This is a genomic window from Hoeflea marina, from assembly GCF_003182275.1.
Lineage (GTDB): Bacteria > Pseudomonadota > Alphaproteobacteria > Rhizobiales > Rhizobiaceae > Hoeflea > Hoeflea marina.
In genome coordinates, this window is sequence record NZ_QGTR01000002.1 from 993506 (window position 1) to 1006146 (window position 12641).

At 59.3% G+C, this 12641-nt stretch carries 12 protein-coding genes and 1 riboswitch; of the genes, 10 read left to right on the top strand and 2 right to left on the bottom strand.

Annotated features, from left to right (window positions below; all coding sequences use genetic code 11):
- Positions 1 to 84: 84 nt before the first annotated feature.
- From DFR52_RS11095 to DFR52_RS11115, 5 genes are all read left to right on the top strand, one after another.
- Positions 85 to 693, top strand: coding sequence for a tyrosine-protein phosphatase (locus DFR52_RS11095; RefSeq protein WP_245415288.1), 609 nt, complete (start codon positions 85 to 87; stop codon positions 691 to 693).
- A gap of 71 nt (positions 694 to 764) precedes the next feature.
- Positions 765 to 1541 carry a phosphatase PAP2 family protein gene (locus DFR52_RS11100; protein WP_110031961.1) on the top strand — a complete coding sequence of 259 codons (777 nt, stop codon included), beginning with the start codon at positions 765 to 767 and terminating at the stop codon, positions 1539 to 1541.
- Positions 1542 to 1634: 93 nt separating this feature from the next.
- Positions 1635 to 2354 (top strand): glycosyltransferase family 2 protein, encoded by a 720-nt coding sequence (locus DFR52_RS11105; RefSeq protein WP_245415307.1) that lies wholly within the window; start codon positions 1635 to 1637, stop codon positions 2352 to 2354.
- A complete protein-coding gene (locus DFR52_RS11110; RefSeq protein WP_110031963.1) occupies positions 2351 to 2665 on the top strand; it encodes a lipid-A-disaccharide synthase N-terminal domain-containing protein in 315 nt (104 codons plus the stop codon). Before DFR52_RS11105 ends, DFR52_RS11110 begins: the two co-directional genes overlap by 4 nt.
- A 3-nt stretch (positions 2666 to 2668) precedes the next feature.
- Entirely contained in the window at positions 2669 to 4339 is a 1671-nt protein-coding gene (locus tag DFR52_RS11115) for an ArnT family glycosyltransferase (protein ID WP_245415289.1), read from the top strand.
- A 39-nt stretch (positions 4340 to 4378) separates the two neighbouring features.
- Here the strand turns inward: DFR52_RS11115 and DFR52_RS11120 are convergent, their stop codons facing one another.
- Entirely contained in the window at positions 4379 to 5692 is a 1314-nt protein-coding gene (locus DFR52_RS11120) for a UDP-glucose dehydrogenase family protein (RefSeq protein ID WP_110031964.1), read from the bottom strand.
- A 117-nt stretch (positions 5693 to 5809) separates the two neighbouring features.
- Here DFR52_RS11120 and DFR52_RS11125 point away from each other — a divergent pair, with 117 nt between their 5' ends.
- Positions 5810 to 6772 (top strand): NAD-dependent epimerase/dehydratase family protein, encoded by a 963-nt coding sequence (locus DFR52_RS11125; protein WP_110031965.1) that lies wholly within the window; start codon positions 5810 to 5812, stop codon positions 6770 to 6772.
- A 179-nt stretch (positions 6773 to 6951) separates the two neighbouring features.
- Positions 6952 to 7129: riboswitch (cobalamin riboswitch) on the top strand.
- A gap of 30 nt (positions 7130 to 7159) precedes the next feature.
- The gene (locus DFR52_RS11130) at positions 7160 to 7747 is read left to right on the top strand and encodes a HupE/UreJ family protein (RefSeq protein WP_110031966.1); all 588 of its coding nucleotides are present in this window, start codon (positions 7160 to 7162) and stop codon (positions 7745 to 7747) included.
- Positions 7748 to 7898: 151 nt separating this feature from the next.
- On the opposite strand, the gene DFR52_RS11135 is transcribed toward DFR52_RS11130, so the two are convergent.
- On the bottom strand, positions 7899 to 8240 hold the full coding sequence (locus tag DFR52_RS11135) for a DUF930 domain-containing protein (protein WP_110031967.1): 342 nt from the start codon (positions 8238 to 8240) through the stop codon (positions 7899 to 7901).
- A gap of 316 nt (positions 8241 to 8556) precedes the next feature.
- Here DFR52_RS11135 and DFR52_RS11140 point away from each other — a divergent pair, with 316 nt between their 5' ends.
- The 3 genes from DFR52_RS11140 to DFR52_RS11150 are packed head-to-tail and all read left to right on the top strand — an operon-like array spanning position 8557 to position 12586.
- A complete protein-coding gene (locus tag DFR52_RS11140; protein WP_158284933.1) occupies positions 8557 to 9738 on the top strand; it encodes a metallophosphoesterase family protein in 1182 nt (393 codons plus the stop codon).
- Positions 9717 to 11582: an ORC-CDC6 family AAA ATPase gene (locus DFR52_RS11145; protein WP_146215595.1), complete on the top strand. Its 1866-nt coding sequence runs from the start codon at positions 9717 to 9719 to the stop codon at positions 11580 to 11582. Before DFR52_RS11140 ends, DFR52_RS11145 begins: the two co-directional genes overlap by 22 nt.
- Entirely contained in the window at positions 11579 to 12586 is a 1008-nt protein-coding gene (locus DFR52_RS11150; protein ID WP_146215596.1) for a hypothetical protein, read from the top strand. Before DFR52_RS11145 ends, DFR52_RS11150 begins: the two co-directional genes overlap by 4 nt.
- Positions 12587 to 12641 lie beyond the last annotated feature (55 nt).

Genomic DNA, 12641 nt, shown 5'->3' on the forward strand with positions numbered 1-12641 from the left:
GCGATGTCATACCGCTGAAACAGCAGCCGCCTAAGCCGGTCAAGTCCCGCATGTCGCGTGGCCAGGATCGTGGGGGCGGGACGGATGCGGCGGATCGGCAGGGCGGCAAAGCGGATCGGGCGGGCCGGCATTGGCGTTGTGCTGGCGGTCGGGCTGTATCTCGGCCTGATGCAGCTTTCAGGAAATGTGCACGAGGTCATTCCGGGCGAACTCTACCGCTCGGGCCAGCTGTCGGGCGCCAGGATCGAGCAGCTGAGCCGGACCTACGGCATCCGGACGGTTCTCAATCTGCGCGGACGCAATCCGCAGATGCGCTGGTACCGGGACGAAACCGAGGCGGCGGCGCGGCTCGGCATCACCCACATCGACTTCCCGATGTCCTCGCGCGAGGTCCTCGACATCGACCGCATCCACGAGGTGATTGCTCTGATGCGGACTTCGCCGAAGCCGATTCTCATTCACTGCATGGGCGGGGCGGACCGCTCCGGCCTTGCCTCTGCTCTCTATCTGGGCTTCGTCGCCGAGCGCACCGAGGGCGAGGCGGGACGGCAATTGTCGTTGTATTTTGGCCATTTTGCCGTGCCTGTGCTGTCCAAAGCCTATGCGATGGACATCACTTGGGATAATCTGCTGATCGACAAGATGGCGATGGCCACTCCTGCGCAGAGTTCCGTCCTGTCGGTCAGCCGCTAGATTGCAGCCGCTATATTGCAGATGTGTCGTACCGTCCGGATTCCGGTTGCGGGCAGACCGGAAAGACTGGAATGAATCCGATAAAGACCGCCCGCGCCAACATCGCCCTTGCGTTCCGCCGCGGCGCCCGGCGGCGCGAGGCGCCGTTCATCAAGCCGCTGCTGGTTTGGGAGATGCTGCTTGCCGCCTTCGTCGGCGCGCTGATTGCCGCAAGCCTGCTCGATTCCGCCATCGGCGAGACGCGCGGGACCTACCCGGTGCTGGTCTCCAGCGTCTCGCAATGGGTGACCCGGCTGGGCAAGTCCGACTGGATCCTGATCCCGACCGGCGTGGCGCTGATCGCGCTGACCTTCGTCAATGTCGAGACACTGACGCGAAAGGCCAAGGCGAGGCTGTTCCGCTGGAACGTCCTGCTCTGCTTCATCTTCATCGGCGTCGGCCTGCCGTCGCTGGTCTCGACCCTGCTCAAGCGCGTCATCGGTCGTCCAAGGCCGACCCATTTTGCCGAATCCGGCCTGTTCGACTTCCAGCCCTTCACCGTCGATGCCAGCTTCGCGAGCTTCCCGTCCGGCCATTCCACCACGATCGGCGCCCTGGCCATGGTGCTGGTGCTGCTGATCCCGCGTTTCCGGCATCTGTTCATTGTCGTCGGCGCGCTGGTGGGCGCGAGCCGCATCGGCGTGGGCGCCCATTATCCAAGCGATGTCCTCGTCGGCCTGCTGCTGGGTGCGGGCGGCGCCTATCTCGTCGCCAAGTGGTTTGCCGCCCACGGACTTCTCTTTCTCGACACTCCGATGGACCGACCGGCCGTCCGCCCTGCTATGAGGTTGCGTCATTTCTTCGAATGAGGCAAACAGCTTGCGCTTGCCGCAACCGCTTTCGATGAGCGGACTGGCGATCGCAAGCCACCATCTTCTGAACCGCGCACGGGCCAAGCCATGATGATTTCTGTCGTTATTCCCTGCAAGAACGAAGCGGAAAACCTGGGTCTGCTGCTTGACGAGGTCGATGCGGCCTTCGCCGGCCGCGATTACGAGGTCATCGTCGTCGATGACGGCTCCACCGATCGCACCGCCGATGTCCTGTCGGCGCGCATGGCGCGGGAAGGCTCGAAGCTGCGCTGCATACGCCACGACCGCAGCGCCGGCCAGAGTGCGGCCGTGCGCAGCGGCGTCTTTGCCGCCAGGGGCGACATCATCTGCACCATGGACGGCGACGGCCAGAACGATCCGGCCTACCTGCCGCAGCTTGCCGATGCGCTGCTTGCCGCCGGTCCCGGCGCCGGCGTCGCTGCCGGCCAGCGGCTCAAGCGCACGGACACCTGGCTCAAGCAGCGCGCCTCGCGCTTCGCCAACAATCTGCGCCAGTCGGTGCTCAAGGACGGAACCCGCGATTCCGGCTGCGGCCTCAAGGCCGTGCCGGCCGAGCTGTTCCGCTCGCTGCCCTATTTCGACGGCTGGCACCGCTACATTCCCGCGCTTGCGGTGCGCGAGGGCCGCACCGTCATCCATCTCGACGTGACCGACCGCCAGCGCCGCCACGGCCAGTCCAATTACGGCATTCTCGACCGCGGACTGCGCGGCGTGCTCGACCTGTTCGGGGTCTGGTGGCTGCGCAAGCGCCGCAAGGTTGTTCCCACGGCGACGGAGATCGGGCGATGAACGGATGGATGGCCGAATTCGGTGTCTGGCTGCACCATGTCTTTGTCGAGCAGTTCGACGGCTGGATCCTTCTGGGCTTTGTCGCCCAGGCGATGTTCACCATGCGCTTCGTGGTGCAGTGGCTGGCCTCTGAGAAAGCCAAGCGCTCGGTGATGCCGGTGGCGTTCTGGTTCTTCTCGCTGGCCGGCGGCACGCTGCTGTTCATCTATGCCATCCAGCGCCAGGACCCCGTCTTCATCGCCGGCCAGGGTCTCGGCCTGCTCATCTACGCGCGCAATCTGATGCTCATCCGCGGCGAGCGGAAGGCCTGAGCCATGCAGCCCGCGCCCATGGCCCGATCCGCGCTCGGCCGCTGGCAGGGGCTGGTGCTGGCCATTGGCTGCCTGCTTGCCTTCCTGCCGGGCCTGATGGCGCTGCCGCCGATCGACCGTGACGAGGCCCGTTTCGTCCAGGCCAGCAAGCAGATGCTCGAGACCGGCGACTATGTCGACATCCGTTTCCAGGACGAGCACCGCTACAAGAAGCCGGTGGGCATCTACTGGCTGCAGACGGCCGCGGTCAGGCTGACGGGGCAGGGGCCGGAGGCGGGCATCTGGGCCTATCGCCTGGCCTCGGTGGCGGCCGGGACCGTCGCCGTCGTCACCATCGCCTCGCTCGGCACCTGGATGTTCGGCCCCGCGGTCGGGCTGGCCGCAGGTATCATGCTCGCGGGCCTGTTCGGCCTCGGTTTCGAGGCGCGGCTCGCCAAGACGGACGCCACGCTCATGGCCATCACGCTGATCGGGCAGGCTGCTCTGGCGCGGCTCTACATCGGCGCCCGAGAGGGCGATAAGCCGGAGCGCCGCTGGTGGTGGGTGTTCTGGCTCGCCATCGGCGCGGGCCTGCTGGTCAAGGGACCGATCACGCCGCTGGTGTCGGCGCTGACCGTGGCGGGGATCGCGATCCTCGACCGCGACCGCGCCTGGCTCAGGGGTCTCAGGCCGCTGCCCGGACTGGCGCTCGCTTTGCTCGTTGTGCTGCCCTGGTTCGTCGCCATCACCCTCAAGTCAGGCGGCGCCTTCTGGGCCGAATCCGTGGGAAAGGACCTCATCGGCAAGGTGGCGTCCGGCCAGGAGTCGCACGGCGCGCCGCCCGGCTATTACGTGCTGACCTATTCGCTCTACATGTGGCCCTTCGGCCTCATTGCCATCCTCGGCGGGCTCAAGGCGCTCAACCGCTTTCGCGAGCCGCGGCTGCTGTTCTGCCTTGCCTGGTACATACCCTTCTGGCTGCTGCTGGAGATCGCGCCGACGAAGCTGCCGCACTACCCGCTGCCGGCCTATCCGGCCCTGCTGCTGCTCGGCGCCTGGGCGTTGTTGTCGGCCGACGGCAGGGACACGCCGCTGAGGCGCTGGCAGGTCTGGTTCTCCTGGCTGACGCTGTTCGGCCTGGCCGCGGTCACGCTGGTCTTCGCCTCGGCCGCGGCCGCCGGCGTTCCCTGGGCCACCGGCCGGATCTCCTGGCAGGGCGGTCTGGCGGCAATCCTCGCTCTCACGGCCGGCTGGCTCGCCTCGGGCCTGGGGCGCCCGGCCATGTCGCTGCGGCGCCTGACGGCCGCCGCCGTCGCCTCGGCCGGCTTCATCGCGCTGCTGGCAGCCCAGGTGGTGCCCGCGGTCACGCCGCTCTGGAACAGCCCGGCGATCGCAAGGGCGTTCGAAGCCGGACGCCCCTGTCCCGATTCGGTGCTGGCCGCCGTCGGCTATTCCGAGCCGAGCCTGGTCTTCCTGGCGGGGACGCGGACCGTGCTTGCGGACCTGGAGGGGGCCGCGGCCCATCTCCGGGCGGAGCCGGCGTGCGGCGTGGTCGTGCTGCCGCAGTCCGAGCGACCGGCGCTGGTCACGCTGCTGGGTCCGGACACGGCGCTCGAGGACATGGGCCGCATTTCGGGCATCAACTATTCCAAGGGCCAGGCGGTCGACCTGGTTCTGGTGCGGCGCGCACCTTGAGCGTCCCGCCGCGACCCGTCGCGCTGGCGAAGCCGGCGGCTATCCCTGGATGCTCGCCCGCCCGATCGAGTGATAGCTGAGGCCTGTGCCGGCAATCTCGGCAGGCGAATAGACATTGCGCATGTCGATCATCGTCGTGCCCGCCATCAGGGCTGAGACGCGCCGCAGATCGAGCGCCCGGTAGGCGTTCCATTCTGTGACCAGCACCGTGACGTGGGCGCCGGACACCGCGTCCCACGCCGACCTGCACCAGTCGACGCCCGGCAGCAGCTTCCGCGCCGCTTCCATGGCTTCCGGGTCGTGCGCCTTGACCTTGACTCCGGCCTCGATGAGCTTGCCGATGATGGTGAGCGACGGTGCTTCGCGGATGTCGTCTGTGTTGGGCTTGAAGGCGACGCCGAGGATTGCCACCGTGTCGCCGCCCTCGGCCCTGAGCTGGGTGAGGATCCGCTCCGCCATGTCGAGCTTCCGCGCCTCGTTAAGGTTCTCCGCCGCTTCCACCAGCAGCTGTCGGGCGCCGCGCTTCCGGCCGATCGAGGCCAGCGCGCGGGTGTCCTTCGGAAAGCAGGAACCGCCGAAGCCCGGTCCGGGATGCAGGAATTTTGCGCCGATGCGGCCGTCCATGCCCATGGCGCGTGCGACATCCTGCACGTCGCCGCCCACTTTCTCGCACAGATCGGCGATCTGGTTGATGAAGCTGACCTTCACTGCGAGGAACGCGTTGGAGGCGTATTTGATTAGCTCCGCATTGGCGAGCGTTGTCGACACCATCGGCGTGTCGCGCAGGAACAGCGGCCGGTAGACCCGCCGCATGATCTCGCGGCCATGGTCGTCCTCCGCGCCGATGACGACGCGGTCGGGGCGCATGAAATCCTCGATCGCCGAGCCCTCGCGCAAAAATTCCGGATTGGACACCATCGAGAACGGCACGCCGGGCCGGGCGGCGCGGATGCGGTCGCGCACCACCTCGTTGGTGCCGACCTCGACGGTCGACTTGATGGCGATGACCTGGCCGGGCTGCATCACCGCGGCGATCTCGTCGGCCGCGGCCATGATGTAGCTGAGATCCGCCTCGCCGCCGCCGCGCCGCGACGGCGTGCCGACGGCGATGAAGACGACATCGGCGGACCCGACCGCCTCGGCGATGTCGGTCGTGAAGGTCAGGCGCGACTCACGCACATTGCGCGAGAGCAGGAGCTCAAGCCCGGGCTCGAAGATCGTGGTTTCCTCGCGCGAGAGCCGCTCGACGATCTCGGGATCCTTGTCGACGCAGGTGACCTGGAAACCGAATTCGGCGAAACAGACGCCGGAAACCAGTCCGACATAACCGGTGCCGATCATTGCAATGTTCATGGCTGCAGCCTATTCCGATGTCTCGCTGTTTGTTGCGCTGACCAGTTGCACATCGGCGGCAGACTTGTAAACCGGAGCCTCGCCCGCTCCGGGTCGTTCATCGGGGAAACCGGCTTCATGCACATTCTTCTCACCGGCGCGGCGGGTTTCATCGGCTACCATTCGGCCGAGGCGCTCCTGGCGCGCGGCGACCGGGTGACCGGCGTGGACAATCTCACCCCCTATTACGATCTCCGGCTCAAGCGCGCCCGGCTCGACAATCTGTGCCGGCACCCGGGGTTCCGCTTCGTCGAGGCCGATTGCGCCGACGAGACGGCATTCTCCTCGATCGCGAACCGCAGCGGTCCCGACGCCATCCTGCATCTCGCCGCCCAGGCGGGCGTCCGCTACTCGGTGGAGAAACCGCTCGCCTATGTGGATGCCAATGTCCGCGGCCAGGTGGTGGTGCTGGAGCAGGCGGCCCGGCTCGGCCTGCCGCTGGTCTTCGCCAGCTCCTCGTCGGTCTATGGCGCCAACGACAAGGTGCCGTTCGAGGAGGACGACCGCGTCGATTCCCCTGTGTCCGTCTATGCCGCCACCAAGCGCGCCGGCGAGCTGATGGCCACCGCCTATGCCTCGATCCATGGCGTGCGCTCGACGGGGCTGCGTTTCTTCACAGTCTACGGGCCCTGGGGCCGGCCCGACATGGCGCCGTGGCTGTTCACCGATGCGATCCGGGCCGGCCGGCCCATCGAGGTGTTCAACAATGGCGACATGGAGCGCGACTTCACCCATGTCACTGACATCGTTGCGGGGGTCACGGCCGCCGTCGACCGTGCCGCCGACCGGTCGCTGCCACTGGCGCCCGTCTACAATCTCGGCAACAACACGCCGGTCAGGCTGATGGACTTCATCGCCGCCATCGAGCGGGCGGTCGGGCGCGAGGCGATCAAGGTGATGAGGCCGAAGCCCGCCGGCGACGTTCTGCGCACCTTTGCAGGCATCGGTCTGGCCGAGCGCGATCTCGGCTACCGCCCGAAAACCGGAATCAATGAGGGCATTGCCGACTTCGTCGCCTGGTTCCGCACCTGGCAGAACTGAGGGAGGCGAGCAAGTCCGCTCACCCCGTCACCTGCACCGCCGATCACGCCGGCGAGCCCGGCCACAGCCGGCCCGGATCCGATAGGGGAAGGGCACGGAATTGGCGGAGATTTTAAACCGCACCCGTCCGGCGTGCGGCAAATTTCCTGTGAATTGGGACTGGCATTCGCTCCGCAGGCGGGTAGGGTGTCGGCGACGGTGCTTCGCCAGAAGTGAAACGGGAAGCCGGTGAGAGACCGGCACCGCCCCCGCGACTGTAATGGATACAATGCCACCCAGAGATGCCACCGGAGAGATCCGGGAAGGTTGGGTGGAAACGTCCAGAGTCAGGAGACCGGCCGTCGATTGTCAACGCCCATGGGACGGCGGGTCCCACCAAGGAGCCTTATGCGTAAACTTATCTGCACACTCACTCTCGTTCTGACGCCGTCGATTGCCTTCGCCCACACCGGTGTCGGCCACACGACAGGCTTCCTGCATGGCTTCGGCCATCCGATCGGCGGTATCGACCACATTCTTGCGATGGTGGCCGTCGGTGTTTTCTCCTTCGTCCTCGGGGGACGGGCGTTCAGGCTGGTGCCGGCGGCGTTCGTTTCAATGATGTGCGTGGGCTTTGGTCTCGGCATCAACCAGGTGGATGTTCCATTCGTGGAACTGGGGATTGCCCTTTCGAGCGTCGTCATCGGCGGCGCTGCAGCCCTTGGCCGGCCCATGCCGGTGGGCCTCGCCATGGCTCTCGTCGGAGTCTTTGCGGTCTTCCACGGCCATGCCCATGGTGCGGAAATGCCGGAAAGCACCGGTGGCCTCTCCTATGCGCTCGGCTTCGTCGCCGCGACCGCCATGCTCCACGCGACCGGCATCCTTGCGACGCTGGGAGCCTCCAGGCTCATCGGACGGCATGGCCGGTTCTCGGCCCAGCTCGCCGGTGGCATGTTCGCGCTCGGCGGTGTGGGTGTTCTCACCGGCTGGCTCTGAAACGTTTCGCGACGACGTGAGGTTCACGTCGTCGCGGAAGATCGAGAAATCAACAAATTAGAGCGTTTCCGCGATTCCCCGAAACGAGCATCGCTCCGCAAACGGCCGGGCCGGGTTTCGGCCCCGCCGCCCCCGGTGCCAGACGAACCGTTCAATCGTAGAGATAATAGTCCTGCCAGCTGGATCGCGGGATCTTTGCGCCGATCTTGTAGTCCAGCGCGCGAGCGTTGAGGTGTTGCGGACCAGTCACGCAATCAAAGGAAAGCCGATACCAGTCCCCTCGGCTTCGAAACACGGCGCCCGGCGCCTTGATGGCATTCCGACGCACAATCGTATCGTCAAACGTATAGGCGATGACCTTGTCGACATTGAAGGTCTCCTCGCGATTGATCAGGCGCATGACCTCCGTGTCGCAGGTTTGTTCCAGCCTTGTTGCGGGATCGAGCTTGAGCGGGGTAAGGAGATAACAATCAAAAATACCAATTTCCGGCATGTGGATAATGGCTCACGCTCTCTGATTTCTTCATTTTTATGTAATAGTCCAAACTATTTGGCGTCGTGCCACATTGTTGCGAACGCAATACGGTATGGAAACGTGGATATCCGGCGCAATTATAATTTCTTCCTACAGGGAGCGAGATGGGGGACTTCTCGTCGCTATCTACTAACTACCGCGCCTCAAATTGGTTGGATTGGCGATTATCGACTGCGGACGATTAATCAAGTTGCGTTTGACCCGCTAAAAATACACTGATAGGTTTTAGCACAACTTAAATCAGGATTCAGAATTTATGCCTACGTGTAGTATTTTGCAGATCGGCGATATTCACTACCCGAAATACAAAGATCAGGCAGACGTAGATAATAAGCTCGACACCGGTTCAATGGTACTTGCGGGTGTCGGGGTGAACCGCATTGCGAGCGTGATGAAATACATCAAGAACCTCGCGCAGTCTGTGCATATCGACTTTGCTGCGTTCGTCGGCGACTTCACGGATGCTGGAAACGAATTAGAATTTACTAACTCCCTCGAATATTTCTCGACGGCCTTCAAATCAATGTGTATTCCCGCATATGGTGTACCTGGTAATCATGATCTGGAATGGCCTCAAATATTGAACCAAGCCCGCGACAAGTTTTCCGCATTTCGGAAAATTGCGGCCAGCTTCTCAGGTTCAATCGAGCTTTCGTTCGAGAATTATGTATCTTACCAATGCCCTGCGTCCGGCGCGGGAGAGATGGCTCTCTACGCATTGAATTCCTGTCTTGGTTGCTCTGATATCTGGAAAATGAGCCGAATTTATCAGGTCGATATCGAGAGCCATCTGAAGTCGCTCGACAGCCAAGACCTGTATTCGAGGTTTGACGCTCCATATATCGATCAGGATTCGATAACCTCGGTCTGTCAGGAGATCAGATCGAACCCCAACGTCACGCCGATCATACTCGCCCACCACAACCTGCTCCCTCAGCGGATGCCTAGGATCGCTATATTCCCAGAAATGCTAAACGCAGGATATGTCCGCAACGAGTTGAAACAAATCGGACGACCAATAGTTTACCTGCATGGGCACATACATGATTCCCTGGTAGAATCACTTCTCGCCGACGACCAAGATGGCCAGATCAGCATCGTCGCAATCTCAGCTCCTCTTTTGCGCGATGGCTTCAACCATGTTCAGTTATTCACGTCAGAAGACAATGTCCCTTTAGGAGTCCAGATCGACGAATATAGGTTTGAAACCGTGGGTATCACACGGCCTAAACGTCGCAAGATACGCTTCTACGGAGCGGACAAGCGAGAACAGCTGATTGATGATAAGGGGCGGGAGATCATTTCTCTGGTTAAATCCCAGGCAAGAAGTCGGTTTTCCGACCTAACAGACCAGTTTTCGGTTCTCCAAATCCTTGAGTTGGAATTTACGGGCCATCTAATGATCGAGAGAACGCTAGAGTTCAATGATAAAACTTGGCGAGTGAGTTGCCAATGATATCCAACTTTCTCAACCCCTTCAGGCCAGTGAAGTTCGAGGACGAGGGCTCCCCACTGATCTTTGTCTCTGACCAAGCGATGCAGCAGTTCACAGCAGGAAACTATTTCTTTACGGGCAAGCGGGGGTGCGGCAAAACATCAATTCTAAAGATATCAGACACGCTGTTTCAAAACGAAAACGATTATCTTCGATCGTCCCCTAGAGTTGAGAAGTACAAAACCACGTTTGGCGTCTATATTAATTTAAACAATAGATCTACTCCTGATTTTTATAATACAAGGCAAAATAAGTATAATAAAAAATATTTGATAACTTCGGGATCTAAGCAAGCGCTCACGACATACTATCTTGAATTGATAGTATTGCATAAAATTATAGAGCATTGCGTTGGACTGCGAGATGCGGCGATTTTTATGATCGATGATGATTGCGAAAAAGGGATATCAAATATTATATGCAGTGAGTATCGTATCGAGAATTCCCACAATCTAGACCACCTCGTTTACGAAATTGAATCTGCTCTTGTGGAGATGTTGGAATTTTCGAGATGTATACGGGAAGACATTCCTTCATTTAAGACGCGGCACGAAAACAAATTCCACTTTGTTGTTGGGCGGATACTTCAAGCGTTAAAGGGACTAAACCAGGATTTGAATCAAATAAGGATTTTGATCGACGATAGTGAAACATTTTCACCCGAGTTTCAGGCTGCGCTCAACACTTTGATCCGTACTCCGCGAGGTGAGCCGGTTGCTTGGTCCATAGCGTATGTCGATGGTCGTTATAGAGCTGCCGAGACCACGATTGCCGGTCAAGCGCTTGCGAGAGAGGAGCGGACTATTGTCTACCTAGACGGGCTTGACGCTGCTGAGTACGAGAAATTTTGCACCGAAGTTACCCGCCTCAGGGTGAAGCGAGCATTCCCACAAGTCGCCGATTTCAGCATCAAAGATAAGCTGGCGGCCTTCGAAATTGACGAGTTGTGCGCAGAAAGCTTCAAAGGCACTACCAACAAACGCGCAATCGCTTTTCTAAACGACTTTGAGAAGCGCGATAATAGATCGCAGAAGATGTGGGAGTTTTTTCTGGAAAGGTCGGGGATAGACGATGTCCGTTCGCACGACGCACTGAGAAAGAAGGCCCTTGCGTCATACATATGCATTTGCGCAAAATATCGCGTTCCCATGTACTACGCTAGTTTTAAGACCGTTGTAAGCCTTAGTGACGGATGCATTCGCGATTTTCTGGAGGTATTGGGCTCTTTATACGAGGAGGTGACACATGCTTGCTCAGAGCCCAATCGCTTTCTGCAGCTTGGTCCTTATGACATTAGAGAGCAGGATCGCGGCTGCAGGGATTCTGCTGCGCGAAAACTCCATTCGATCAGCGATTATGCGGAGAAGAACGGCTATCACCTCGCAAAACTAGTCCCGTTCTTGGGTCATCTTGTCAAAGAGTTTCAACACGACCATAAGTACAAATCAGCATTAAAGAATCCAGACCGCGCTGTTTTTAGCATCCAACTATCCAGAAATGATAAATACATAGAAATTATAAGAGACGCTGAAGTGGATGGCTATGTAAGGCGTGTAGAAGTTGGGGCGCGACAGGGAGTCTATTGTTTCCGGTTACATCGTCAATTTGCTCCAAATTTTGACATTTCCTATAGGGAGCATTCTGAAGGATTGATTCCCATCCCACCAATATTCCTTCACCAGATAGAAGACAGAGATATTGATAATCCCTCGACGTGGGCTATGCAGGTGTTTGATGCTTGGCTACGCAAACGTCAGAACCCGGGGCAGGCCGATCTGCTCGACGACGGGGAGGACGAACTTTGAAATACAGTTTCACGACCTTTAGCGATAAATCACCGAGTGAAATGGGTGAGCTCATTGACGGGGATGTCGCCATTGTAGCCGCCAGTTGGGAAAACCGTAGCAAGGCAGCGATATCCGTTTTGGAACACTTAAAACTGAGCCGTCTTATCGTTATTCGTTTCAAAAATCAGGGAAAGACCGGAGTTTCTGGGAACATTAGACATCAATATAAAGATTTCTGCCGCAAGCGTAAAATTGAATATCGAGAGATTATGTTCGATTCAGTTTCAGACGACTATTCCGCGCTTGTGCATATTTCGAAGACGGTTGATGCGGCTTTGGGTGCTGCAAAGCGCGTAATCCTTGATGTAACATCTACCCCTCGGCTTCTATGGTGCTCTCTTGTCGCGTTATGGGATAAGAAGAACTTTGTAAGGCGCATCACATTCCTCTACGCAAGACCGAACTACTCCTTCAAGGAAACACCTGACCGAAAGCTGGTTTTTGACTATACGGACGGCGACTGGCAGCTTGTTGAACCAGCATTTTTCCCGCCAATTTTCAAAGGCGGGTTGAGCAAAACGAACTTCATCTCGATTGGATATGAATACGATCAAATAAAGAGGTTTTTATACTCGTTTGAAACGGACAATAATATATTTGTTTACTCGAGCCCCGGATTTCGGAAGGAGTATACCACTCTTGCTGCCGACACTGTGGCGAAGATAAAGAACGTTTTTGAGGTCCCCGAAACTAAATTTATGCCATTTGCGGTTCAAGATTTTGTCGGTCTAGAGCGCGCTTTGAGTGAGCGGATCTCAAATTTGTGCGATATTCCAGGTTCCAGTGTGTTGCTCGTTTGTGCGGGTAGCAAGATTCACAGTCTTGCATTTCTGTTCTGTGCCTTGGAGAACCCAGCAATAGGCCTCCGCATACGCGTGCCACGACGGTATAACGAGGTATCAACAGAATGGACCGCTGGGATCGAGGCGATTGTCGCCGAGAACATTTTCTCTCCACTCTGAGAAGCGCCAGCCTACTCCGAGACTTTGCTCATAGCGCACATCCTTATCGGCCTAA

Bases quoted from the DNA above. Each gene is read 5' to 3' on its own strand.
- DFR52_RS11095 (WP_245415288.1), top strand. From the start codon at position 85: ATGCGGCGGATCGGCAGGGCGGCAAAGCGGATCGGGCGGGCCGGCATT.
- DFR52_RS11100 (WP_110031961.1), top strand. From the start codon at position 765: ATGAATCCGATAAAGACCGCCCGCGCCAACATCGCCCTTGCGTTCCGC.
- DFR52_RS11105 (WP_245415307.1), top strand. From the start codon at position 1,635: ATGATTTCTGTCGTTATTCCCTGCAAGAACGAAGCGGAAAACCTGGGT.
- DFR52_RS11110 (WP_110031963.1), top strand. From the start codon at position 2,351: ATGAACGGATGGATGGCCGAATTCGGTGTCTGGCTGCACCATGTCTTT.
- DFR52_RS11115 (WP_245415289.1), top strand. From the start codon at position 2,669: ATGCAGCCCGCGCCCATGGCCCGATCCGCGCTCGGCCGCTGGCAGGGG.
- DFR52_RS11120 (WP_110031964.1), bottom strand. From the start codon at position 5,692: ATGAACATTGCAATGATCGGCACCGGTTATGTCGGACTGGTTTCCGGC.
- DFR52_RS11125 (WP_110031965.1), top strand. From the start codon at position 5,810: ATGCACATTCTTCTCACCGGCGCGGCGGGTTTCATCGGCTACCATTCG.
- DFR52_RS11130 (WP_110031966.1), top strand. From the start codon at position 7,160: ATGCGTAAACTTATCTGCACACTCACTCTCGTTCTGACGCCGTCGATT.
- DFR52_RS11135 (WP_110031967.1), bottom strand. From the start codon at position 8,240: ATGCCGGAAATTGGTATTTTTGATTGTTATCTCCTTACCCCGCTCAAG.